This is a genomic window from Blastococcus sp. KM273129, assembly GCF_021698995.1.
GTDB lineage: Bacteria > Actinomycetota > Actinomycetes > Mycobacteriales > Geodermatophilaceae > Blastococcus.
The window spans coordinates 1-24043 of record NZ_SSXB01000014.1; the positions used below are offsets into that span (position 1 = coordinate 1).

A 24043-nucleotide genomic window follows, 5' to 3' on the forward strand; every position below is an offset into this window, starting at 1 on the left:
GCTGGTGGGCGGCGATCCCCCGCCGGCTCGGCCGCGCCCGCACCTCCACGGTGGTGCTCGCCGTGCTCTTCGTCGCGGTCTTCGCGCTGTGGCTCAACGTCAAGCCGCCGGCGCCCGGCGCCACCCCGCCGGCCGAGGACACCGCCGTCACCGAGCCCACCGCGCCGACGGGACCGACGGAGACCGGGCCGACGGAGACCGGGCCGACGGAACCGGGGGAACCGACCGAGGAGCCGGGGCCGACGACGACGCCCGTGCCGACCACCCGCCCGACCTCACCGACCACCAGCGCGCCCTCGTCCCCGGACGGGGACGGGACCGGCACCACGACCACCGTCCCGGAGACCACCGCGCCGGTGCCGACCGGCGGCGCGGGCGGGGAGACGGCACCCGGCTCGTAGCCGGTGGGGCCGGTGTTTCACGTGGGACATCGCCCCGGTGCGGGGGCGGGCGCGCGGTGTGCGCACGGGCGTCCTACGATCACGTCGGCTCCTGAGAGGCAGCGCGAAGCACCTGGCTGGCTGCCCGGCAACCTCGACTCCGTCCGAGGTGCTCCAGGGGAAGAGCCGGCCGGCCGGCGCCCCGCCCCCGGCAAGGACGGAGTTCCCGTGCGCCGCGGGATCTCCCGCGAGCGAAGGAGACGGCGCATGACCGACCCGCAGAGCTGGAGCTTCGAGACCCGGCAGATCCACGCCGGCACCAGCCCCGACCCGGCCACCGGCGCCCGCGCGCTGCCGATCTACGCCACCACCGCGTACCAGTTCCGGGACACCCAGCACGCTGCCGACCTCTTCGCGCTGGCGGAGATGGGCAACATCTACACGCGGATCATGAACCCGACGCAGGACGCGCTGGAGCAGCGCGTCGCGTCGCTGGAGGGCGGCGTCGCGGCGCTCGCGGTCGCCTCCGGCCAGGCCGCGGAGACCCTCGCGATCCTCAACCTGGCCGAGGCCGGCGACCACGTCGTCGCCTCCGCCTCGCTGTACGGGGGCACCTACAACCTGCTGCACCACTCGCTGCCGAAGATGGGCATCACCGTCTCCTTCGTCGAGGACCCCGACGACCCGGAGAACTGGCAGTCACTGGTGCAGGAGAACACCCGGGCGTTCTTCGCCGAGTCGATCGGCAACCCCAAGGGCGACGTCCTCGACATCGAGACCGTCGCCGGCGTCGCGCACCGCAACGGCGTGCCGCTGATCGTCGACAACACCATCGCCACCCCGTACCTCGTGCGGCCGCTGGAGCACGGCGCCGACGTCGTCGTCCACTCGGCGACCAAGTACCTGGGCGGCCACGGCACGGTGATCGCCGGGCTCATCGTCGACGGCGGCTCGTTCGACTGGACCGGCGGCCGGCACCCGATGTTCACGACGGCCGACCCGACGTACCACGGCGTCGTCTACGCCGACCTCGGCGCACCGGCGTTCGCGCTGAAGGCGCGGGTGCAGCTGCTGCGCGACCTGGGGCCGGCGGTCTCCCCCTTCAACGCCTTCCTGGTGGTGCAGGGCATCGAGACGCTGTCGCTGCGCATGGAGCGGCACGTGCAGAACGCCCAGCGGGTGGCCGAGTTCCTCGAGGCCCACGACGCCGTCGACCGGGTCAACTACCCGGGCCTGCCCTCCTCGCCGTGGCACGCGGCGCAGCAGAAGTACGCGCCGAAGGGGGCCGGTGCCGTGCTCACCTTCGAGCTGCACGGCGGCGTGGAGGCCGGCAAGCGGTTCGTGGAGGCCCTGGAGCTGCACAGCCACGTCGCCAACATCGGCGACGTGCGCAGCCTGGTCATCCACCCGGCCTCGACGACGCACTCGCAGCTGACCCCGGAGGAGCAGCTGACCACCGGCGTCACCCCGGGCCTGGTGCGGCTCGCCGTGGGCCTGGAGGGGATCGAGGACATCCTCGCCGACCTGGAGGCCGGGTTCCGCGCCGCCAAGTCCGCCTGACGTGGGCGGGTGGGTCGAGGGGGATCCGGCGGGCGACCGGCGGTTCCTCGACCTGCCCGCCGCCTTCGAGCTGGAGCGCGGCGGGACCCTGCCCGGGATCCGGGTCGCCTACGAGACCTGGGGGACGCTCGCCCCGGGCGGCGGCAACGCCGTCCTGGTCGAGCACGCGCTGACCGGTGACAGCCACGTCGTCGGCCCGGCCGGCCCCGGCCACCCGACGCCCGGCTGGTGGGGCGGCGTGGTGGGCCCCGGCGCGGCCCTGGACACCGACCGCTTCTTCGTCGTCTGCGCGAACGTCCTCGGCGGCTGCCAGGGCACGACCGGGCCGTCGTCGGCGGCGCCGGACGGCCGGCCGTGGGGCGCGCGGTTCCCCGAGGTGACCGTCGGGGACCAGGTGCGCGTCGAGGCCGCGCTCGCCGACGCGCTCGGCGTCCAGCGGTTCGCCGCCGTCGCCGGGGGCTCGATGGGCGGCATGCGGGCGCTGGAGTGGGCGGTGCGGTTCCCCGGCCGGGTGGGGGCGCTGTTCTTCCTCGCCTCGACCGCCGTCGCCTCGGCCGACCAGATCGGCACCCAGACGACGCAGCAGGCCGCGGTGCGGGCCGACCCCCGCTGGCGGGACGGCGGCTACCCGCTGGACGACCCGCCGGTGGCGGGGCTGGACGTCGCCCGGCGGATCGCCCACCTCACCTACCGCAGCGCGGACGAGCTGGAGGCGCGCTTCGGCACCCGGCTGCAGGAGGACGGCCGCTTCGCCGTCGCCTCCTACCTTCAGCACCACGGGGCCAAGCTCGCCGGGCGCTTCGACGCCGGCAGCTACGTCGTGCTCACCCAGGCGATGAACAGCTGGGACGTCGGCCGGGGCCGCGGCGGGGTGGAGGCGGCGCTGGCCGGGGTGACCGCCCGGGCGCTGGTCGCAGGCGTGGACAGCGACCGGCTGTACCCCGTGGCGCAGCAGCAGCGGGTGGCCGACGCCCTCGGCGTCCCGCTGCGGCTGATCCGCTCCCCCTACGGCCACGACGGTTTCCTCGTCGAGACGGCCGAGGTCGACGCGCTGCTGCGCGAGCTGCTGGCGGGCTGAGGCGCCCCGATCCGTCGCACCCCCGGGCCAGGATGGTGCCGTGCCCGCACCGACGGACCTGCCGATGCTGCCGTTCGCCGACCAGCCCGCCCTGGAGGCCTGGCTGGAGGCCGAGCACGCCACGGCTCCAGGCCTGTACGTGCAGATCGCCCGCAAGGGCTCGGGCATCCGGTCGGTCACCAGCGCGGAGGTCGTCGAGGCGGCGCTGTGCTTCGGGTGGATCGACGGGCGCGGCCTGCGACTGGACGACAGCTACCACCTGCTGCGGCTCACCCCGCGCCGCCCGCGGAGCGTCTGGTCGCAGAAGAACGTCGCCACCGTGGAGCGGCTGACCGCCGAGGGGCGGATGCGCCCGGCCGGCCTCGCGGCGGTCGAGGCGGCGCGCGCCGACGGCCGTTGGGCCCGCGCCTACCCCGGCCCGGCCACCGCCACCGTGCCCGACGACCTCGCGGCGGCGCTGGCCGCCGAGCCGGGGGCACGGGACGCGTTCGACGCCCTCGGCGGGCAGGACCGCTTCGCGATCCTCTTCCGGGTGCACACCGCCGCCACCCCGGCCGGCCGGGCGAAGCGGATCGCCGCCGCGGTGCGGGCGCTCACCGAGGGCCGTGGCGGGCGCTGAGCGGGCCACGGGCGAGACTGGCCGGGTGGACGACGACCTCCTGGCGCTGCGCGAGGGCTGCACCCGCTCGCTGACGGGGCACGGCGCGTGGCGGCCGGCCGACCTGCTGGCCACGGTCCCGGCGGACGCCGCGCCGGACCGGTACGGGGAGGGCGGGGTGGTGGCCGAGCTGGAGGCCGAGGTGGCGGAGCTGCTCGGGCTGCCCGCGGCGGTGTACCTGCCCAGCGGCGTCATGGCCCAGCAGGCGGCGCTGCGGGTGCACGCGGACCGGAGCGGTCGGCGTACCGTCGTCTGCCACCCGGAGAGCCACCTGATCCGGCACGAGGAGCAGGCGTTCGAGCGGCTGCACGGCATGGTGCTGCGCCCGGCGGGCGACCGGTACCGCCTGCTGCTGCGCGCCGACCTCGACGCCGTCGCCGAGCACCCCGCCGCGCTGCTGGTGGAGCTGCCCCAGCGCGACCTCGGGGGCCCGATCCCGGCGTGGGAGGACCTCACGGCGCAGGTGGCCTGGGCCCGGGAGCGCGGGGCGGCCGCGCACCTGGACGGTGCCCGGCTGTGGGAGGCCGCGGCCGGCTACGACCGCCCGCCGGCCGAGATCGCCGGGCTGTTCGACACCGCGTACGTCAGCTTCTACAAGGGCATCGGGGCGCTCGCCGGCTGCTGCCTGGCCGGCCCGGCCGACGTGGTCCAGGAGGTCCGCGAGTGGCGCCGCCGCCTGGGCGGCACGCTGTTCGGCCTCTGGCCCGCGGCGGCCTCGGCGCTGGCCTGCCTGCGCCGGCGGCTGCCCCTGATGCCCGCCTACCTGGCGCGCGCCCGCGAGATCGCCGGCGCGGTGCGCGACCTGCCGGGCGTCACCGTCGTCCCCGACCCGCCGCAGACGCCGATGCTGCACCTGCTGCTCCGCACCACCCCGGACGCGTTCACCACGGCCGCCCGGCGGCTGGCCGCCGACGAGGGCCTGTGGACCTGGCCGCAGGCGGCGGTCACCGGCGACCCGGGCGCCGTGCGGGTGGAGCTGCCGGTGGGCGACGCGACGCTGGCGCTGACCGTCGAGGAGGCGCGGTCGGCGATCGCCGCCCTGGCCGGGAGGTCCTGACGGCCGGGCGCTAGCGTCGGCGACCATGGGCTTCGACGTCGCCGCGCTCCGCTCCTGCTTCCCGTCGCTGGCCGGCGGCACCGCGCACTTCGACGGCCCGGGCGGGACCCAGGTGCCCGAGGCGGTGGGCCGGGCGGTCGCCGCGACGCTGACCGCGCCGATCAGCAACCGCGGCTCGGTCACCGCCGCCGAGCGGCTCGCCGACGAGACGGTGCTGGGCGCGCGCTCGGCGGTGGCCGACCTGCTCGGCGTCGAGCCGGGCGGCGTCGTCTTCGGGCGCAGCGCCACCGCGCTCACCTTCGACCTGGCCCGCACGCTGGCCGCCGGCTGGGGCCCGGGGGACGAGGTCGTGGTCACCCGGCTGGACCACGACGCCAACATCCGGCCGTGGGTGGTCGCCGCGGAGGCCGCCGGCGCGACGGTGCGGTGGGCGGCGTTCGACCCCGCCACGGGCGAGCTGACCGCCGACGACGTCGCCGCCGTGCTCTCCGACCGCACACGCCTGGTGGCGGTCACCGGGGCGTCCAACCTGATCGGCACGCGGCCGCCGATCGAGGAGATCGCCGGGCGGGTGCACGCGGCGGGTGCGCTGCTCGTCGTCGACGGCGTGCACCTCACCGCCCACGCGCCGGTCGACGTCCCCGCGCTCGGTGCCGACGCCTACCTCTGCTCGCCGTACAAGTTCCTCGGGCCGCACTGCGGCGTCCTGGCCGCCGACCCCGCGCTGCTGGAGACGCTGCACCCGGCGAAGCTGCTGCCCAGCTCGGACGCCGTGCCCGAGCGCTACGAGCTCGGCACGCTGCCCTACGAGCTGCTGGCCGGGACGACCGCCGCCGTGGACTTCCTCGCCGCGCTGGGCGACGGCGGCAGCCGCCGGGAGCGGCTGGTCACGGCGATGACCGCGATCGAGGAGCACGAGGACCGGCTGCGCGAGCGGCTGGAGGCGGGGCTCGCCGGGCTGCCCGGGGTGCGGCTGTGGTCGCGGGCGGCGCACCGCACGCCGACGCTGCTGCTCACCTTCGAGGCGGGCGAGGCCGCCGACGCCTACCGCTTCCTCGCCGCGCGGGGCGTCAACGCGCCGGCGGGCTCGTTCTACGCGATCGAGGCGAGCCGGTGGCTCGGGCTCGGCGACACCGGCGGGCTGCGGGTGGGCCTGGCGCCCTACAGCGACGCCGACGACGTCGACCGGCTGCTCGCCGGCCTGCGGGAGTGGCTCGCCCGCTGACCCCTAGGGCATCCCGTCGCCGGGGAGGTGACCGGCCGACGGGAGGGGGCGGCGCACGACGGGCCGGACCTTGCGCGCCTCGGGGAGCCGCTCGGAGTAGGCGGCCGCGTTCCCGCGGATGTGCAGCAGGTCGTCGTCGGTCGCCTCGCGGACCACCTTGGCGGGGACGCCGGCGATCACCGACCGCGGGGGGAACTGCTTGCCCTGGGTCACCACGGCCCCGGCGGCCACGATCGACCCGGTGCCGATGTGCGCCCCGTTCATGACGACGCTGCCCATGCCGACGAGCACCTCGTCGTCGATCCGGGCCCCGTGCAGCACGACGCGGTGCCCGACCGTCACGTCCCGGCCCACCACCAGCGGGAAGCCCGGGTCGGAGTGCAGCGTGCACCCGTCCTGGACGTTGGAGCCGGCCCCGATCTCGATCGTCTCCTGGTCGGCCCGGGCCACGGCGCCGTACCAGATGCTCGCGCGCGGGCCCATGGTGACCGCGCCCACCACGACGGCGGTCGGCGCGACGAAGGCCTCGTCGTCGATCCTGGGCGCCCCGAAGGGCAGTTCCGCGATGTAGTTGTCCGCCACGCCCTCAGCACAGCACAGCCCCGCACGAGGCGCACGCAGCGGATCCTCGGCAGACTCCCTGCATGCCCGCCGCACCGCTGCCCCCGCTGCCCACGTCGATCGTCGGCAGCCTGCCCCAGCCGGACTGGCTGATCGACCGCGACCGCCTCGCCCACCAGTTCCCGCCCCGGGTGCGGGCCGCCGAGCTGTGGCGCATCCCGCCGGAGCTCCTCGCCGGCGCGCAGGACGACGCGACCCTGCTCGCGATCCGGTCGCAGGAGGAGGCGGGGCTCGACATCGTCACCGACGGCGAGATCCGGCGCGAGTCCTACTCCAACCACTTCGCGACGGCGCTCAGCGGCGTGGACGTCGACCAGCCCGGGACCATCCTCAACCGGTCCGGCAAGCCGATCCCGGTGCCGCGGGTCGTCGGCGACATCCGCCGGCCGGCCCCGGTCCAGGCCGACGACGTCCGCTTCCTGCGCGCCCACACCGACCGGGCCGTGAAGATCACCGTCCCCGGCCCGTTCACGATGGCCCAGCAGGCCCAGGACGAGCACTACGGCGACGGCCGGTCGCTGGCCCTTGCCTACGCCGACGTCGTCCGTGCCGAGATCGCCGACCTGTTCGCCGCCGGCGCCGACATCGTGCAGATCGACGAGCCGTGGCTGCAGGCCCGGCCCGAGGTGGCCCGGGAGTACGGCGCGGAGGCGGTGACCCGTGCCGTCGAGGGCGCCCCCGGGCCGGTGCACCTGCACCTGTGCTTCGGCTACGCGGCGATGGTCTCCGAGCGGCCCGAGGGCTACTCGTTCCTGCCGGAGCTCGCCGACACCCCCGTGGACACGGTCGCCGTGGAGACCGCGCAGTCGCACCTCGACCCGGCCACGCTGCGCCCGCTGCGGGGCAAGGGCATCGCGCTCGGCGTCCTCGACCTCTCCACCGAGGAGGTGGAGACGCCGGAGACGGTGGCCGACCGGGTGCGGCGCGCGCTCGAGGACGTCGACGTCGACCGGCTGGTGCTCACCAGCGACTGCGGGCTGAAGTACCTGTCCCGGGCCTCCGCCGCCGGCAAGATGCGCTCCCTGGCCCGGGCCGCGGAGGTCCTGCGCACCGAGCTCTAGATCAAGCCGTGGGCGTGCACCGCGTCGGCCACCTGCAGGAAGCCCGCCACGTTGGCGCCCAGGACGAGGTCGCCCGGTGAGCCGTACTCGTCGGCGGTCTCGTGGCAGCGGGCGTGGATGTCGCGCATGATCTCCTCGAGCCGGGCCTCGCTGTGCTCGAAGGTCCAGCGGTCGCGGGACGCGTTCTGCTGCATCTCCAGCGCGGAGGTCGCCACCCCGCCGGCGTTGGCCGCCTTGCCCGGGGCGAAGGCGATGCCGGCGTCGCGGAAGGCCTTCACCGCCGACGGGGTCGCCGGCATGTTGGCGCCCTCCACCACGTACCGGCAGCCGTTGCGGGCCAGGGTCGCCGCGGCGTCGCCGTCGAGCTCGTTCTGCGTGGCGCTGGGGATCGCCACGTCGCAGGGGACGTCCCAGATGCTCCCGTCCGGCACGAAGCTCGCCGAGCCGCGGCGCTCGGCGTAGTCGGAGATCCGGCCGCGCTCGACCTCCTTCACCTGCTTGAGCAGGTCGAGGTCGATGCCCTTCTCGTCGACCACGTAGCCGCCGGAGTCCGAGCAGGCGACGACGGTGCCGCCGAGCTGGTGGACCTTCTCGATGCCGTACACCGCCACGTTGCCCGAGCCGCTGACCACGACCCGGCGGCCGTCGAAGGACTCGCCCCGCACCCGCATCATGGCGTCGGCGAAGAAGGCGGCCCCGTACCCGGTGGCCTCGGTGCGCACCAGCGCACCGCCCCAGCCCAGGCCCTTGCCGGTGAGGACGCCGGACTCGTAGCGGTTGGTGATGCGCTTGTACTGGCCGAACAGGTAGCCGATCTCGCGCGCCCCGACGCCGATGTCACCGGCGGGGACGTCGGTGTACTCCCCCAGGTGCCGGTAGAGCTCGGTCATGTACGACTGGCAGAACCGCATGACCTCGGCGTCCGACCGCCCCTTGGGGTCGAAGTCCGCGCCGCCCTTGCCCCCGCCGATGGGCATGCCGGTGAGCGCGTTCTTGAAGATCTGCTCGAACCCGAGGAACTTGACGATGCCCAGGTTCACCGAGGGGTGGAAGCGCAGGCCGCCTTTGTAGGGCCCCAACGCGGAGTTGAACTCGACCCGGAAACCGCGGTTGATCCAGACCTCGCCGCGGTCGTCCTGCCACGGCACCCGGAAGATGATCTGCCGCTCCGGCTCGCAGATGCGCTCCACCGTCTTCATCTCGGTGTACTCGCGGTGCCGGCCGAGGACGACGGCCAGCGACTCCAGCACCTCGCGGACGGCCTGGTGGAACTCCGTCTCACCGGGGTTCCGGCGCAGCACCTCGTCGTAGATCGCGCGGACGGTCTCCGGTACCTCGCCACTCACCACGTGCCCCTCTCGCGCCGGTCGCTCATCACGCGCAACGTACGTCGCTCGCTCGGGGGTCGCGGAACGGGGTCGGGCGGTAGGTCGTCAGCCGGTGGGGCGGACGCCGAACCGGAAGCCGCCCTGGTCGACCGTGGTCACCGCCAGCGGCGTCCCGTAGGTGCGGGCGTGCACGATCATCCCGTTGCCGATGTACAGCGCGACGTGGCTGATCGGCGAGTAGTAGAAGACCAGGTCGCCGGGCTGGAGCTCGCCGCGGGAGAGCGGCGGGCCGATCTTCGACTGGCCGCCGCTGGTGCGCGGCAGGGTGATGCCGGCGGCGGCGTAGGCGTAGGACGTCAGCCCCGAGCAGTCGAAGGCGTCCGGACCGGTGGCGCCGCGCCGGTAGGGGGCGCCGACCTGGGCGAGCGCCACCTGGATGGCGGTCGCCGCGGCGCTACCGGGCGCGACCGGCAGCTCGGCGACCGACGGCGCCGCCAGGCGGGGCCCGGCGACCATGGTGGAGACCCGGTCCTGCTCGGCCGCGGAGAGCCGGGCGTAGTCCGACTGGTACTCGACGGCGCGCCGCTCCACCTCGGCCTGCTGGGCCTGCAGCTCGGTGAGGCCCGCCTGGGCGGTGGCGGCGGCCTGGTCGGCGGCGGCCTGGGCCTCGTCGGCGGCGGCGCGGGCCGCGGCGACCTGCGCGATGACCGAGTTGGTGTGCGTGGCGATCATGTCCAGCGTCGTCATCTGCTGGACGAGCTCGCCCGCGGAGTCGCTGGTGAGGAATGCGGCGACCCGCGACTGCGCCTGACCGGTGAAGCTGCTCTGCACGATCGCCCGGATCTGCGGCTCGTGGACGGCGAGCGCCTCGCGCGCGGCACGGGCCTGCTCGGCGGCGGCCACGGCGGCCTGCTGGTGCGCTGCGACGATCTCCTCGGCCTCGTGGACCTGTGCCTCGATGACCGTCAGCTGCTGGGCCGCCTCCGCCATCCGCTCCGCCGCCTCGGCCACCGTGCCGGGGTCGGCGGAGGCCGCGGTCGGGGGGAGGACCGCCGTCGCCGCCGCCAGCACCGCGGCGCCGACCGTCAGGACGGCGCGCGTGCGGCGTCGGGGAGTCGTGCGCTGCGCCTGCACCCTGGCCTCCGATCACCTGCGCCCGGGCCCGGGGAAGGGGCCACGACCATGCGCGTCAGCACCGAACGTAGGGATCTCGCACCACGCGGTAGCGGGGGCGCGCGGGCCGGTGGACGCGGGTTGGTCCCGCCCGTCACACGGGTCCCAGGAGCGCGCCGCCTTCCCGGGCGGCTCAGCGTCGGCGGGGGCCGGCCGCGGTGCCGTCGGGCAGCCGGTCCGGCGCCAGGGGGACGAGGCGGTCGGCCACGGCGCCGGTGACGAGGGAGTAGACGACCTTGTGGGCGACGTCGACGACCCGGTCGCGGCGGGACCAGGTCCAGGGCGGCGCCCCGACGCCGGTGGCGTTCTCGAGCGTCTGGTCGGTGGCCAGCCGGACGGAGGCGTGCCAGGCCGACGCGCGCACGCCGCGCAGCCCGCTGGCGGCCCAGATGCCGCGCAGGGCACCGACGGCGGCGCCGGTGCCCCAGTGCATGAGGTGGTTGCGCACCGGCGGGCGGGCGGACCCGGGCAGCCGCCGGCCGGTGCCGAGCGCCGTCAGCGTGCGGGCGGGGACGTAGCTGTCCGGCCGCCCGGTCACGGCCTGCTCGAGCTTCTCCCCGAGGGTCATCACCGCGACCCCGGCGATCCCGGCAACAGCCCCCCGCACGGCAGCGCGTCCCATCACGGGAACCGCACTACCCCAGAGGTGACGTACTGGAACGGCCTCGCCGCAGGGACCCGGCGCGAGCGGAGCGAGCACCGGGGGGCGGCGAGGTCCTTCACCCGGCGAGGGGCTCCTGCACCTCGAGGGCGGCGAGCGCCTGGAAGTCGCGCAGGATGCCGGAGAGCTCCTCGGAGGTCCACGGCTCGCAGCAGTCGCAGCCGTCCTCGCGGAAGCTGACCAGGCCGATGGAGCCCCCTGCCTGGTCCTCGGCGATGGCGAGGTGACCGGCGGAGGGGTGGCGGTGGCAGGTGCAGCCGGCGGCGCAGAGGCCCAGGCCCCAGCCGGAGATGACGACGGTGTGCCCGTCGTCGCGGACCTTGCCCACCTGGAAGACGGACGGCTTGCGACTCCTGGTCACGGAGTCCTCCCCTCGACAGCCCCGTGGGAGCGGGGCTCGCGTGCGGTACCCGGTTTTCCGAGCCAGGGGATGTTTCGGCATCCGCCCGCTGTGGGTAAAGCCTCCTGCCAGCTCTGGTACCGCCACTGAGGGTAGTTCGACGCATACAGGTCGTCGCCGTCAGTTTCCGCCAGGGTGCCCGAGATCGACTTGGCGGAAGTGTGACGGAACGGCCCCGACCCGCCGGACCGGCCTCAGCTCGCCGGGCTGACGCTGCTCATGTTGAAGTCCGGGACCCGCAGCGCCGGCATCGCCGTCCGCGTGAACCAGTCGTTCCACTCCCGCGGGAGCGTGCGTTCGGTGACTCCTGCCTGCACCGCTCTGCCGAGCAGGTCGACCGGGGACTCGTTGAACCGGAAGTTGTTCACCGCGCCGGTCACCTCCCCGTTCTCCACCAGGAAGACCCCGTCGCGGGTGAGCCCGGTGAGCAGCAGGGTCTGCGGGTCCACCTCGCGGATGTACCAGAGGGTGGTGAGGAGCAGGCCCCGGTCGGTCGCGGCGACCATCTCCGCCTGCGTCGTCGTGGCGCCGGGCAGCTCGAGCAGGAGGTTGCCCACGGCGGCGGTGGCCGGCGCGGTGGTCCTCAGCGCCCACGACCGCGGCCGGACCAGGTCGGCCAGGACGCCGCCGGCGATCCAGTCCACCGCCGGCGTCGCCATGCCGTTGTCGAAGACCGAGGCGGCGCCCGAGGAGGCACCGACCACCTGGAACGGCGACGTCTCCAGCCCGGGGGCGTGCGGATCGCTGCGCAGGGTCAGCGGCAGGGTGGCCAGCCGCTCGCCGATGCGGTTGCCCCCACCGGTCCGGGCGAAGACGTTGCGGCCCTCGTCGGCGTCGCGCGCCTCCATCGTCCAGTAGAGGTAGATCATCAGGTCGGCGACGGCCGAGGGCGGCAGCAGCGTCTCGTAGCGGCCGGCCGGCAGCTCCACCTGCCGCTGCGACCAGGCGAGCTTCTGGCGGACGTCGGCGGTGAGATCGGCGACCGAGACGTCGCGGAAGTCGCGGGTGCCCGTGCCGGCCCAGACCGACCGGCCGAAGTCGGGTGTCTTGCCGTTGAGCTCCACCCGCCCCGAGGGCTGGTCGTGCCGCAGCCGCAGGCCGGTGGAGCTGCCCAGGTAGGTGGTGCGCATCGAGTGCTCGGCGAAGCCGAACAGCAGCTCGCCCCGGTCGCGGGCCTCGCCGAAGGCCTGGCCCAGCGCCGGCGCGAAGTCGGCGAACACCCCGATGGAGGTCTCCGCCGGGTCCGCGTCCCAGTCCCCGGCCCCGGGCGGGGCTCCGCCGTCGCGATCCGGGGCGATCAGCGGCATCGCGTCCTCGGCCGGGCCCGCATCCCGTGCGGCCTGCTCGCTGGCGGCCACCAGGGCGGCGACGTCGGGGGCGCCCGAGCGGCTCACCGTGCCCGCGGCCATCCCCGCGCCGCCGTCGACGAAGGAGATCACCACCACCGAGCGCGACCGCATCGCACCGTTGGTGGTCAGGCTGTTGGCGGCCCACCGCAGGTTCGCCTCGGCCCCCTCGACGACGATCGCCACCTGGCCGTCGGCGGTGGAGGCGGCCAGCGCCTCCTCGACGACGTCCTGCGGGCGCTGGAACCGGCTCATCGCCCGGCCTCCTCGACGGTGTTGAGGATGGTCACGCCCTCGAACAGGGCGGTGGGGCAGCCGTGGCTGACCGCCGCGGTCTGGCCCGGTTGCGCCTTGCCGCAGTTGAACGCCCCGCCCAGCACGTAGGTCTGCGGGCCACCGACCGCGCGCATGGCGCCCCAGAAGTCCGTCGTCGTCGCCTGGTAGGCGACGTCGCGGAGCTGCCCGGCGAGCCGGCCGCCCTCGATGCGGTAGAAGCGCTGGCCGGTGAACTGGAAGTTGTAGCGCTGCATGTCGATCGACCAGCTCTTGTCGCCGACGACGTAGATGCCGCGCTCGACCCCGGCGATGATCTCCTCGGTCGACGGCCCGTCCGGGGCGGGCTGCAGGGACACGTTGGCCATCCGCTGCAGGGGCACGTGGCCGGGCGAGTCGGCGTAGGCGCAGCCGTTGGAGCGGTCCATCCCGCCCAGCCGGGCCGTGTTCCGGTCCACCTGGTAGCCGACGAGGACGCCGTCCTCCACGATGTCCCACTGCTGCCCGGCGACGCCCTCGTCGTCCCAGCCGACCGTGGCCAGCCCGTGCAGGGCGGTGCGGTCGCCGGTGACGTCCATGATCGGCGAGCCGTACCGCAGCGAGCCCAGCTTGTCGGGCGTGGCGAACGACGTCCCCGCGTAGGCCGCCTCGTAGCCCAGCGCCCGGTCCAGCTCGGTGGCGTGCCCGATGGACTCGTGGATGGTCAGCCACAGGTTCGAGGGGTCGACGACGAGGTCGTAGCGGCCGGCCTGCACCGAGGGCGCCCTGGTCTTCTCGCGCAGCAGCTCGGGGATCTCCGCGAGCTCCGCGCGCCAGTCCCACCCGGTGCCGGTGAGGTACTCCCAGCCGCGGCCGGCCGGCGGGGCGAGCGTGCGCATGCTCTCGAAGGCACCGGTGGCCCGGTCGACGGTGAGCGCGGTCAGCTCGGGGTTGACGCGCACCCGCTGCTGCCGGGTGCGGGTGCCTGCGGTGTCGGCGTAGTACTTCTGCTCCTTGACCAGCATGCAGCCGGCCTGCACGTGCTCGACGCCGTCGCCGGCCAGCAGCTGCTCGGACAGCTCGGTGAGCAGCGCCGCCTTCTCGGCGTCGGGCACGGTGAACGGGTCGACGTCGTAGGCGGAGACGTACTCGGCGTCCGGGTACACCGGCTCGGGCGCCAGCTCCACGCGGTCGGAGTTGAGGGCGGCCGCCACCCGGGCCACCGCCACGGCCTCCTCGGCGAGCCGGACGGCCTCGGCCGCGGTGAGGACGACGCCCGCGGCGAACCCCCAGGTGCCCTCGAACACCACGCGGACGGCCAGCCCGAGGTCCTCGCCGTCGGTGAACGCCTCGGGCCGGGCATCGCGCAGGTTGATCGTCTGCGTGCGGATGCGCTCGACCCGGAGGTCGGCGTGCGAGCAGCCCAGGTCCAGCGCGCGGGTCAGCGCGGCGTCGGTCAGCGCGGTGAGCGGGAGCGCGAGGAAGGTCTCGTCGATCGTGCGGGTTCCTGGCACGCCGCCTGTCTACCAGCGCCCGCGCCCAGGGGTGAGCCGGGAAGCCGGGGGTAAGCGCCTGCGCATGGACCCGGCGGCGGACGACGTGACCATGACCTTCGGCGGCAACGCCACGATGCTGCTGCACATCGGTGGGTTCACCCTGCTCACCGACCCGAACTTCCTGCACCGCGGCCAGCGCGCGCACCTCGGCTACGGGTTGCGCAGCAAGCGGCTCACCGACCCGGCGCTGCTGCCCACCCAGCTGCCCGAGCTCGACGGCATCCTGCTCTCGCACATGCACGGCGACCACTGGGACCGGATCGCCACGCGGTCGCTGCCGAAGGAGACGCCCGTCGTCACGACGCCGGAGGCGGCGGGGTGCCTGGCCGACCGCGGCTTCACCGGCACCGCGGACCTGCGCCCGTGGCAGACGCACACCTTCGCCCGTGACGACGGGGAGCTCCGGGTGACGGCGGTGCCGGGGGTGCACGGCCCGGGCCCGCTGGCCCGGGTGCTGCCGCAGGTGATGGGCAGCGTGCTGGAGCTGGTGCGCGACGGCACGGTGACCTGGCGCGGCTACATCAGCGGCGACACCCTCTACCGGCCGTTCCTGGGCCAGGTGCTGGAGCGCTGCGGCCCGCTGGACGTCGTCATCCCGCACCTGGGCGGCACCAAGGTGCTGGGCGTCACCGTCACCATGGACGGCCGGCAGGGCGCGGACCTGGTGGAGCTGCTGAAGCCGCCGGTGACCGTGCCGGTGCACTACGACGACTACGCGGTGTTCACCTCGCCGCTGGGCGACTTCGTCGCCGAGGTGGCCCGGCGCCGGCTGCCGGGCACGGTGCGGCCCGCTCACCGCGGGGAGACGATCAGCCTCCGCGCATGACCGGGCGATCCCGGGCACTGCTGGCCGCCGACGCGGGGGCAGCCTGGTGGACCACGCGGCGGGTCCCGCACGGCGAGCTCGTCGTCAACCGCGTGCCTCAGCCCGCGGCGAGCCGGGCGGCCCGCTCGGCGACGTCGGCGCGCAGGGCCGAGGCGTCGACGGTGGTCGAGGCGCCGTCCCGGACGACGGGGCGGCCACCCACCCAGACGTCGCGCACGTGCCGCCCGGCCCCGGACCAGACCAGGTGGGCCAGCACGTCGGCGGGGTCGCCGACCGGCTCGAAGACCAGGTCGCGGGTGTCGACGTGCACCAGGTCGGCCCGCCGGCCGACGGCGAGCTGCCCGAGGTCCGGCCGGCCGATCGCGTCGGCGGCACCGCCGGTGGCCAGCCAGAACGCCTCCCCCGCGGTCAGCGCGGTCGCCGACCGCTCCCGCAGCCGCGCCAGGCCTGCCGCCAGGCGCAGGTCGGCGAGGAGGTCCAGCGAGTCGTTGGACGCCGGCCCGTCGGTGCCCAGGCCCACCCGGAGGCCGCGGTCGAGCATCGGGCGCAGCGGCGCGACCCCGCTGGCCAGCTTGGCGTTGCTCGCCGGGCAGTGGGCGACCGCCACGTCGAACTCCTGCCACAGCTCGAGGTCGCCGTCGTCCAGGTGCACGCAGTGCGCAGCAAGGACGCGCCCGCCGAGGACGTCGTAGGAGGCGAGCAGCCCCGGCACCGACAGGCCGTGCGCCGCCAGCAGGTCGGCGCCCTCGGTCGCGGTCTCTGCGACGTGCAGGTGCAGCAGCAGGTCCTGCTCGCGGGCCGCACGGGCGGCATCCGCGAGCACGGGGAGCGGCACGGTGTAGGCCGCGTGCGGCCCGATGCCGTACTCGACGGTGCCGTCGTCGGGCGCGGTCCCCGCCAGGGCGACGGCGGCGGCGAGCTGCTCGGCCATCGGCGGCATGCCCGGCAGGGGGAGCAGCGGGGTCGCGATCACCGCCCGGGCGCCGGTGGCGCCGACGGCGGCGGCGATCCGCTCGGGGTGGAAGTACATCTCGACGCTGGTGGTGATCCCGTTGCCGAGCATCTCCGCCGACGCCGCGGTCATGGCGACCTCGACGTCCTCGGGGGTGAGGCGGGCCTCGCGCGGCCACATGACCTCGCGCAGCCAGCGGTCCAGCGGCAGCCCTTCCCCCTGGCCGCGGAACAGCGCCATCGGCGCGTGCGAGTGGGCGTTGACCAGGCCGGGGGTGAGCACGCCGGGCAGCGCGACGACCTCCGCGTCGCCCTGCGGCGGCGCCTCCGCCGCCGGGCCCACCCAGGCGATCGCGCCGTCGACGACGTCGAGCACGCCGTCGGGGACCACCGTCCCCGCGCGGTCGCCGACGACGAGGGCCCGGGCGGTGAAGCGCTGCCGCATGCTGGCGAACCTAGCTGCGCCCCGGCCCGGGGGCGCGGCGGCGGACGGGGTCGCCTCTACCGTGGAGCCCATGTCGTTGCTCGCCGCTGCTACCTCCGACGAGGGCGGCATCACCGGTTTCCTGCTCGATCTCGTGGAGGCCCTCGGCCCGGTGGGCGTGGGTCTGGCCATCCTGCTGGAGACGGTCGTCCCGCCGATCCCCAGCGAGGTGGTGCTCGGCCTGGCCGGGGTGCTGATCCGCGGCGGCGAGATGGCGCTCGTCCCGGTCGTGCTCTTCGCCACCCTCGGGTCGATCGTGGGCGCCATCTTCTTCTACTACATCGGGAAGGCGCTGGGCCCGCGCCGTTCGCACGCGTTCCTCGACCGGCTGCCCCTGGTCGAGACCGCCGACGTCGACAAGACCTTCGCCTGGTTCGAGCGGCACGGGCGCGCCGCGGTCTTCTTCGGCCGCATGGTGCCGATCGTGCGCAGCTTCATCTCCGTGCCCGCGGGGGTCGTCCGGATGCCGCTCGGCCAGTTCGTGCTCTACTCCGCCGCGGGCAGCCTCATCTGGAACAGCGTGCTCATCGGCCTGGGCGTCGCCCTCGGCGACGTGGTGTACGAGTACCTGGAGTACTTCGACTACGTGATCTACGCGGCGGCCGCGCTCGGCGTGGGCTGGCTGGTCTGGAAGCGCGCCATGGACGTCCGCCACCACCGCCGGGCCCGGACCGGTCCCGACCGGCTGGACCTGGCCGACGAGGACCCCGGGCGCCCGTCGGCATGACCCCGCCCGTGCCGCGCTCCCGGCCCGACGTGGTGGCCTTCGACGTCAACGAGACCCTGCTGGACCTCGCGCCGGTCCGCGCCACCCTGGTGGAGCTGGGCGAGCCGGCCCCGCTGCTGGGCACCGTCTTCGCGCGCACCCTGCTCACCGGCTTCGCGGCGGCCGCCGTCGGCTCCTGGTGCCGGTTCCGCGACGCCTTCGACGCCGCGCTCGCGCAGGAGACCGGGCTGTCGGCCGGCCAGCGCGCGAGCGTGGCCGACGCCTTCGGTGAGCTGTCGCCGCACCCCGACGTGGAGCCCGCGCTGCGCCGGCTGACCGAGGCCGGGATCCGGGTGGTCACGCTGTCGCACGGCTCCCCCGGCGTGGCCGAGGCCGGCCTGGAGCGGGGCGGGATCACGCCGCTGGTGGAGCGGACCATGACCAGCGAGACGATCCGCGCCTGGAAGCCCGCCCGCGAGGTGTACCTGTGGGCGGCCGGGCTCTGCGACGTGCCCCCGGACCGGATGGCGCTGGTCGCGGCGCACGGCTGGGACGTGCTGGGCGCGCGGCGGGCGGGCCTCACCGGCGCGTGGTTCCCGCGCGGCGAGCGGGTGTTCCCGGCGGTGTACGGCGAGCCCGACGTGACCGGGGCCGACCTCGCCGGCGCGGTCGACGGCCTGCTGGCCCTCCCGCCCCGGTGACCGCGCTCGACATCGCGACGCCGCACGGCCCGGCCCGCGCCCACCTCACCGACGGCGGCTCCCGCGGGACGCTGCTGCTCGGGCACGGGGCCGGCGGCGGGGTGGAGTCGGCCGACCTGCTGGCGGTGGCCCGGGACGCCGCCGAGGGCGGGTGGCGCGTGCTGCGGGTCGAGCAGCCCTGGCGGGTCGCCGGGAAGCGGATCGCTGCGGCGCCGGCGCGGCTGGACGAGGGCTGGCGGGCGGTCGTGGCCCACCTGTCGGGCACCGGGCACCTGACCGGGGCGCTCGTCGTCGGCGGCCGCAGCGCCGGGGCGCGGGTCGCCTGCCGCACCGCGGGGCAGGTCGGCGCGGACGGCGTGCTGGCGCTGGCGTTCCCGCTGCACCCGCCCGGCCGGCCCGAGAGGAGCCGCGCGGACGAGCTCACCGGGGTCTCCGTGCCGGTGGTCGTGGTCCAGGGCGAGACCGACGCGTTCGGCGCCCCGCCCGAGGTGGCCGCGGTCCTGGCCGGCCGGTCGCACGCCTCCGTGTACGCCGTCCCCGGTGACCACTCGTTGAGGAGGAACCCCGACCTCGTCGGTGCGGCCGCCGCCTCGTGGCTCACCGAGGTGCTCGTCGGCTGACCGGCCGGGCCGGACCTGTGGCGGGGTCCCCCGCGGCGCTCCGCCGCTGAGTGCTCCTGGGAGCAGAGGCAGAGCGTCCGCGCACCCCCGACCGGCTCAGCGCCGGCGGCGGCGCCTGACCACGAGGGCGATGACCAGGACCAGCGCGGCGACCCCGGCGGCCGGGGCGGCGTAGCGGGTCAGCGCCGCCCCGCCGGCCACCTCGAGCAGGTCGATCGGCTCGGGCTCGGTCGGCGCGGGACGCGACCGCTCCGCCGGACCCGTGCCGGGGACGCTGCGCAGCGGGGCGCCGGTCGAGGGCCGTCCGGGCGGGGCGGTGTTCCCGCTGGGCGGCGCGCTGGGCGCCTTGCCGGCGGGCGCGGTGTCCGTCGGACCGGTGCCGGCGGCCTTCTCGGCGGTGACCTTGGCCGCGGTCTCCTTGGCCGGGGTCTCCGTCGTCGCCGTCTCCGTGCCGGTGGCCGCCCCGGCCTTGGCCGCGGTGGCCTTCTTCGCAGGGGCCGCCTTGGCGGGAGCGGCCTTCTTCGCCGGCGCCACCTTGTCGGTGGCGGAGGCGGCGGCCTTCTTCGTCGCCGCCGCGACCTTCTCCGCCGCCGTGCCGTCGCCGGCGGCCTGCTCGGCAGAGGCGGCGACCTCCTCGACCGCGCCGGTGGCCGTCGCCGCCGCCTTCGCCGCGGGGCCCGCGTCCGCTGCCGCGGCCGCCCGGTCGGCGTCGCCCTGCGCGTCCCCCTCGCCGAGCTGGGCGGCGAGCTTGTCGGCGAACTGCCCCAGCAGCTTGTTGCCGACGTCGGTCATCACCCCGCGCCCGAACTGCGCCGGGCGGCCGGTGATGTTCAGGTCGGTGAGGACGTCGACCCGCGTGACCGACCCCTCGGCGCGCAGGTTGGCGGTGACCGTCGCCGCCGCCGTCCCGTTGCCGCGCTGGTCCTTGCCGCGGGCGTCGATGACCGCCCGGTGCGCCGCCTCGTCCTTCTCGATGAACGACGCCTTGCCCTGGTAGGTCAGGTTGATCGGCCCGAGCTTGACCTTCACCCGGCCGGTGAAGTCGTCGCCGTCGACGGAGTCCAGGGCCGCGCCGGGCATGCAGGGGGCGATCCGCTCGATGTCGAGGAGCACCCGCCAGGCCTCGTCGACGGGCACCGGCACGGTGAACGAGTTCTCCAGCTGCACGGGATGACCTCCGTAGGGGGACGACGCGACCCGGTGGACCGCGGCCCTGGTGACGTACTGGAACGGCCCCCGCGCCCCCGGCACGAGCCTGCGAGTGCCGGGGGGCACGGGGGTCCTCTCGTCAAGCTACAGCCCGGCGGCGGCCGTCACCGCCCGGCGCGTGAGGACCGTCGCCAGGTGCTGCCGGTAGTCGGCCTGGGCGTTGAGGTCGCTGCTGGGCTCGGTGCCCTCGGCGGCGTGCGCGGCGGCCGCGGCGATCGCCTCGGGGGTCGCCTCGGCCCCGGAGAGCGCCGCCTCCACCGCACCGGCCCGCAGCGGGGTCGGCCCCATGTTGGTGAGCCCGACCCGCGCCTCGGCGATGTGCCCGTTCTCGCGGCGCACCGCGGCGGCCACCGCCACGATCGACCAGGCCTGGGCGACGCGGTTGAACTTCTCGTACCGCATGCCCCACTGCCCGTCCAGCTTCGGGACGCGCACCTCGACGAGCAGCTCGCCCTCGCCCACCGCAGTGGTGAGGTAGTCGACGAAGAAGTCCCGCGCCGGCACGGTGCGACGCCCCTCGGGGCCCGCGATGACGAACTCGGCGTCCAGCGCCAGGGCCACCGCGGGCAGGTCACCGGCGGGGTCGGCGTGCACCAGCGCGCCGCCGAACGTGCCCCGGTGGCGCACCTGCCGGTCGGCCACCGTCTCGGTGGCCTGCGCGATCAGCGGCGCGTGCTGCTGGATGAGCGGGTCGGCGAGGACGTCGGAGTGCGTGGTCATCGCGCCGATGACCAGCGCGTCGCCGTCCTCCCGCACGCCGCGCAGCTCGGCCACCCGCCCGAGGTCCACGACGGTCTCCGGCGCGGCCAGCCGCAGCCGCATCACCGGGATCAGCGACTGGCCGCCGGCGAGGACCTTCACGTCCTCACCACCGGCGGCGATCGCCTGCAGCGCCTCGTCGACCGTGGTCGGGCGGGCGTACTCGAACGGTGCGGGAATCATCGGTCCCCTCCCAGCGACGAGGCCTCGGTCGACACGCCGGCGGTGGTCTCGGTCTGCGCCCCGCCGTAGGCGTTGGAGCCGGCGGTGGCCCGGTCGCCGCCGTCCCCTCCGGAGTGGATGGCCCGCCAGACGCGCTCGGGCGTCAGCGGCATGCGGATGTCGGTGACCCCCAGGTGCCGGACGGCGTCCAGCGCCGCGTTGACGACCGCCGGCGTGCTGGCGATGCAGCCGGCCTCGCCCACGCCCTTGGCGCCGATCGGGTTGCCCGGCGCCTCGTGCACGGTGTTGCCCGTGTCGAAGTGCGGCAGGTCGGCGGCCGAGGGCACCAGGTAGTCGACGAAGGTGCCGGTGGTGAGGTTGCCGTCGGCGTCGTAGATCGCCTCCTCGTAGAGGGCCTGCGCGATGCCCTGGGCCAGCCCGCCGTGCACCTGCCCCTCGACGATCAGCGGGTTGACGATCTTCCCGACGTCGTCGACGCAGGCGTACTTGCGGATCTTGACGAAGCCGGTCTCGGTGTCGACCTCCATGGCGCAGATGTGCGTGCCGTGAGGGAAGGAGAAGTTGACCGGGTCGAACGTCGCGTCCGCGTCGATCGACGGCTCCATGCCCTCGGGGAAGTTGTGCGCCGCGAACGTGGCCAGCGCGATCTCCTGGATCGAGATGCTCGTCCCGGGCGTGCCGCGCACGGAGAACGAGCCGCTCTCGAACTGCAGGTCGTCCTCGCCGGCCTCGAGCAGGTGGGCGGCCACCTTGCGCGCCTTCGCCACGACCTTCTGCGAGGCGCTGACGACGGCGGCACCGCCGACCACCAGTGAGCGGGAACCGTAGGTGTCCAGGCCGCGGGAGGAGATCCCGGTGTCGCCGTGCAGCACCTCGACGTCCTCGAACGGCACGCCGAGCTCGTCGGCGACCAGCTGGCTCCACGCCGTCTCGTGCCCCTGCCCGTGCGGGGTCGAGCCGGTGACGACCTCGACCTTGCCGGTGGGCAGCATGCGGATCGAGGCGTGCTCCCAGCCCCCCGCGCCGTAGGAGAGCGAGCCGAGCACCCGGGAGGGCGCCAGGCCGCACATCTCGGTGAAGGTGGAGAAGCCGATGCCCAGCTGCACCGGGTCGTCCGACTCGCGACGTCGGCGCTGCTCCTCGCGCAGCTCGTCGTAGCCGAGCAGCTCGAGGGCCTGCTGGGTGGCGGCGTCGTAGTCACCGCTGTCGTACTCGAGGCCCGCCACCGTGGTGAACGGGAACTCCTCGGCCTTGATCCAGTTCTTGCGGCGCAGCTCCAGCGGGTCCATGCCCAGCTCGACGGCGAGCTCGTCCATGATCCGCTCGATCGCGAACGTCGCCTCGGGCCGGCCCGCGCCGCGGTAGGCGTCGGTGGGCGTCTTGTTGGTGAAGACGCCCTGGCAGTCGAACCGGTAGGCCGGGAACTTGTAGATGCCCGGGTACATGAAGGCGCCCAGCACCGGCACACCCGGGCTGACCAGCCGCAGGTAGGCGCCCATGTCCGACAGGATGTGGACCTTGAGGCCCTTGATGTTGCCCTCGCGGTCGGCGGCGACGTCCACGTACTGGATCTGGTCGCGGCCGTGGTGGGCGCTCATCAGCGACTCGCTGCGCGTCTCGGTCCACTTGACCGGCTTGCCCAGCCGCCTGGCCACCAGGAGGGTGATGACCTCCTCGGGCGTCACCTGCAGCTTGCCGCCGAAACCGCCGCCGACGTCGGGGGCGATGACCCGCAGCTTGTGCTCGGGCGTGCCGGTGATCATCGCCAGCATCAGCCGCAGGATGTGCGGCACCTGGGTCGACGACCACATCGTGTAGTTGTCACCCTGTGGCTGGACGACGGCGGCCCGGGGCTCCATGAACGCCGGGATCAGCCGCTGCTGGACGAACCGGCGGCTGACCACGACCTCGGCGTTCGCGAACGCCTCGTCGGTGTTCTGGCCGGTGCCGGCCTCGCCGGCGTCGAAGACGAACCGGAAGCTCTCGTTCGAGCTCAGGTGGTCGTGGCACAGGTCGGGCTGCTCGGCGACCGCCTCCTCCATGTCGAGGACGACGGGTAGCGGGTCGTAGTCGACGTCGACCAGCTCGACGGCGTCCTGCGCGGCCGCCTTGCTGCGGGCGACGATGACCGCGACCGCCTCGCCCACGTGGTTGACCTCCTCGACCGCCAGCGACGGGTGGCCGGGGTTGACCATGTCCGGGGTGACCGGCCAGGCACAGGGGATCGAGCCCTGCTCCTCGGCGAAGTCGCGGCCGGTGAACACGGCGACCACGCCGGGCGCGTCCGCGGCCGCGGAGACGTCGACGGAGGTGATCTTGGCGTGCGCGACCGGGCTGCGGACGACGGCGAGGTGCAGCATGCCCGGCAGCACCATGTTGTCGGTCCAGGTGGTGCGGCCCGTGATGAGCCGCGCGTCCTCCTTGCGCTTGCGCGCCTTCCCGACCTCCGGGGCCGGCGCCTCGGTCCGGTCCTCGAGCGCGGTCATGCCTGCCCCACCACGTGCGGAGCGGCGGCGGTGTCGACGACGGCCGGCGCGACGTGGCCGTCGCTCGCCGGAGCACCGCGCATCTCGCCGGCCGCGAGTTGCACGGCCCGGACGATGTTCTGGTATCCGGTGCAGCGGCAGAGGTTGCCCTCGATGCCCTCGCGCACCTCGTCGTCGCTCGGGTCGGGGTTGTCCTGCAGCAGGTCGATCGAGGCCATGATCATGCCCGGGGTGCAGAAACCGCACTGGAGGCCGTGCATCTCGTGGAAGGCCTTCTGCACCGGGTGCAGCTCGCCGCCGCGGGACACGCCCTCGATGGTGGTCACCTCCGCGCCGTCGGCCTGGACCGCCAGCACGGTGCAGCTCTTCACGGCCTCGCCGTCGAGGTGCACGGTGCAGGCGCCGCAGTTGCTGGTGTCGCAACCGACCACGGTCCCGACCTTGCCGAGCTGCTCGCGCAGGTAGTGGACGAGCAGGGTCCGCGGTTCGACGTCGTCCTGGTAGGACGCCCCGTCCACCCGCACGCTGATCCGGGTCATCAGTCCTCCGCCTCGTTGCAGGGGTCGCTGCGCCCGCGGTTCCCCGCGGGCCCGAGCGGAGTCTGACCTGAAAGCTGTGACTTAGGCCACGCTTACCTGCGCGCTTTCTCGTGCCGCATCCGCCGGTCGGGCGGCGAATCGGGGCCGGAGGACGTTGCACGGCCGTTGCAGGCCGGATCACCGCGGTTCCTGGCAGCCCCGCCGCTGGCGCCGTGCCCGGCGA

At 75.0% G+C, this 24043-nt stretch carries 23 protein-coding genes and 1 riboswitch; of the genes, 11 read left to right on the forward strand and 12 right to left on the reverse strand.

Annotation, left to right across the window (positions count from 1 at the left end):
* The 6 genes from E9565_RS06075 to E9565_RS06100 all read left to right on the forward strand — a co-directional run.
* On the forward strand, positions 1-401 hold a 401-nt coding region (locus tag E9565_RS06075), incomplete at its 5' end, for a hypothetical protein (RefSeq protein ID WP_236834323.1).
* Positions 402-488: 87 nt separating this feature from the next.
* A riboswitch (SAM riboswitch) is annotated at positions 489-604 on the forward strand.
* A gap of 43 nt (positions 605-647) precedes the next feature.
* The gene (locus E9565_RS06080; RefSeq protein WP_236828223.1) at positions 648-1940 is read left to right on the forward strand and encodes a bifunctional o-acetylhomoserine/o-acetylserine sulfhydrylase; all 1293 of its coding nucleotides are present in this window, start codon (positions 648-650) and stop codon (positions 1938-1940) included.
* Between the two features lies 1 nt (position 1941).
* Complete coding sequence (locus E9565_RS06085) at positions 1942-3018, forward strand: homoserine O-acetyltransferase (protein ID WP_236828222.1); 1077 nt, start codon at positions 1942-1944, stop codon at positions 3016-3018.
* Between the two features lie 40 nt (positions 3019-3058).
* A complete protein-coding gene (locus E9565_RS06090) occupies positions 3059-3637 on the forward strand; it encodes a YdeI family protein (protein WP_236828221.1) in 579 nt (192 codons plus the stop codon).
* 25 nt (positions 3638-3662) lie between these two features.
* Positions 3663-4733: a low specificity L-threonine aldolase gene (locus E9565_RS06095; protein ID WP_236834324.1), complete on the forward strand. Its 1071-nt coding sequence runs from the start codon at positions 3663-3665 to the stop codon at positions 4731-4733.
* A 25-nt stretch (positions 4734-4758) separates the two neighbouring features.
* Entirely contained in the window at positions 4759-5958 is a 1200-nt protein-coding gene (locus tag E9565_RS06100; RefSeq protein ID WP_236834325.1) for a cysteine desulfurase-like protein, read from the forward strand.
* A 3-nt stretch (positions 5959-5961) separates the two neighbouring features.
* On the opposite strand, the gene E9565_RS06105 is transcribed toward E9565_RS06100, so the two are convergent.
* A complete protein-coding gene (locus E9565_RS06105; protein ID WP_236828218.1) occupies positions 5962-6540 on the reverse strand; it encodes a gamma carbonic anhydrase family protein in 579 nt (192 codons plus the stop codon).
* A gap of 62 nt (positions 6541-6602) precedes the next feature.
* Here E9565_RS06105 and E9565_RS06110 point away from each other — a divergent pair, with 62 nt between their 5' ends.
* The gene (locus E9565_RS06110; RefSeq protein WP_236834326.1) at positions 6603-7640 is read left to right on the forward strand and encodes a uroporphyrinogen decarboxylase family protein; all 1038 of its coding nucleotides are present in this window, start codon (positions 6603-6605) and stop codon (positions 7638-7640) included.
* On the opposite strand, the gene gdhA is transcribed toward E9565_RS06110, so the two are convergent.
* The 6 genes from gdhA to E9565_RS06140 all read right to left on the reverse strand — a co-directional run bounded on the left by gdhA (position 7637) and on the right by E9565_RS06140 (position 14314).
* The gene (gene gdhA / locus E9565_RS06115) at positions 7637-8986 is read right to left on the reverse strand and encodes an NADP-specific glutamate dehydrogenase (RefSeq protein ID WP_236828216.1); all 1350 of its coding nucleotides are present in this window, start codon (positions 8984-8986) and stop codon (positions 7637-7639) included. The genes E9565_RS06110 and gdhA overlap by 4 nt on opposite strands.
* A gap of 87 nt (positions 8987-9073) precedes the next feature.
* Complete coding sequence (locus tag E9565_RS06120; RefSeq protein WP_236834327.1) at positions 9074-10102, reverse strand: C40 family peptidase; 1029 nt, start codon at positions 10100-10102, stop codon at positions 9074-9076.
* A 172-nt stretch (positions 10103-10274) separates the two neighbouring features.
* Positions 10275-10763, reverse strand: coding sequence for a hypothetical protein (locus tag E9565_RS06125; protein WP_236828214.1), 489 nt, complete (start codon positions 10761-10763; stop codon positions 10275-10277).
* Between the two features lie 97 nt (positions 10764-10860).
* A complete protein-coding gene (locus E9565_RS06130; protein ID WP_236828213.1) occupies positions 10861-11163 on the reverse strand; it encodes a hypothetical protein in 303 nt (100 codons plus the stop codon).
* 233 nt (positions 11164-11396) lie between these two features.
* Complete coding sequence (locus E9565_RS06135; RefSeq protein WP_236828212.1) at positions 11397-12803, reverse strand: metallopeptidase TldD-related protein; 1407 nt, start codon at positions 12801-12803, stop codon at positions 11397-11399.
* On the reverse strand, positions 12800-14314 hold the full coding sequence (locus E9565_RS06140; RefSeq protein ID WP_236834328.1) for a TldD/PmbA family protein: 1515 nt from the start codon (positions 14312-14314) through the stop codon (positions 12800-12802). The genes E9565_RS06135 and E9565_RS06140 overlap by 4 nt, the downstream gene beginning before the upstream one ends.
* 64 nt (positions 14315-14378) lie before the next feature.
* On the opposite strand from E9565_RS06140, the gene E9565_RS06145 reads away from it, so the two are divergent.
* Entirely contained in the window at positions 14379-15182 is an 804-nt protein-coding gene (locus E9565_RS06145) for an MBL fold metallo-hydrolase (RefSeq protein WP_236834329.1), read from the forward strand.
* A 97-nt stretch (positions 15183-15279) separates the two neighbouring features.
* Here the strand turns inward: E9565_RS06145 and E9565_RS06150 are convergent, their stop codons facing one another.
* Entirely contained in the window at positions 15280-16578 is a 1299-nt protein-coding gene (locus tag E9565_RS06150) for an amidohydrolase family protein (protein ID WP_236834330.1), read from the reverse strand.
* Between the two features lie 70 nt (positions 16579-16648).
* On the opposite strand from E9565_RS06150, the gene E9565_RS06155 reads away from it, so the two are divergent.
* Genes E9565_RS06155 through E9565_RS06165 form a run of 3 tightly spaced genes read left to right on the forward strand, consistent with a single transcriptional unit; the run spans position 16649 to position 18644 of the window.
* Positions 16649-17344 (forward strand): DedA family protein, encoded by a 696-nt coding sequence (locus tag E9565_RS06155; RefSeq protein ID WP_236834331.1) that lies wholly within the window; start codon positions 16649-16651, stop codon positions 17342-17344.
* Entirely contained in the window at positions 17341-18024 is a 684-nt protein-coding gene (locus tag E9565_RS06160; RefSeq protein WP_236834332.1) for an HAD-IA family hydrolase, read from the forward strand. The genes E9565_RS06155 and E9565_RS06160 overlap by 4 nt, the downstream gene beginning before the upstream one ends.
* Complete coding sequence (locus E9565_RS06165; protein WP_236828204.1) at positions 18021-18644, forward strand: alpha/beta family hydrolase; 624 nt, start codon at positions 18021-18023, stop codon at positions 18642-18644. The genes E9565_RS06160 and E9565_RS06165 overlap by 4 nt, the downstream gene beginning before the upstream one ends.
* Positions 18645-18740: 96 nt before the next feature.
* On the opposite strand, the gene E9565_RS06170 is transcribed toward E9565_RS06165, so the two are convergent.
* The 4 genes from E9565_RS06170 to E9565_RS06185 all read right to left on the reverse strand — a co-directional run bounded on the left by E9565_RS06170 (position 18741) and on the right by E9565_RS06185 (position 23820).
* The gene (locus E9565_RS06170; RefSeq protein WP_236825408.1) at positions 18741-19811 is read right to left on the reverse strand and encodes an SRPBCC family protein; all 1071 of its coding nucleotides are present in this window, start codon (positions 19809-19811) and stop codon (positions 18741-18743) included.
* A gap of 126 nt (positions 19812-19937) precedes the next feature.
* Positions 19938-20795: a xanthine dehydrogenase family protein subunit M gene (locus E9565_RS06175; protein ID WP_236825409.1), complete on the reverse strand. Its 858-nt coding sequence runs from the start codon at positions 20793-20795 to the stop codon at positions 19938-19940.
* Positions 20792-23281, reverse strand: coding sequence for a xanthine dehydrogenase family protein molybdopterin-binding subunit (locus tag E9565_RS06180; RefSeq protein WP_236825410.1), 2490 nt, complete (start codon positions 23279-23281; stop codon positions 20792-20794). The genes E9565_RS06175 and E9565_RS06180 overlap by 4 nt, the downstream gene beginning before the upstream one ends.
* Positions 23278-23820: a (2Fe-2S)-binding protein gene (locus E9565_RS06185; RefSeq protein WP_236825411.1), complete on the reverse strand. Its 543-nt coding sequence runs from the start codon at positions 23818-23820 to the stop codon at positions 23278-23280. The genes E9565_RS06180 and E9565_RS06185 overlap by 4 nt, the downstream gene beginning before the upstream one ends.
* Positions 23821-24043: the final 223 nt, after the last annotated feature.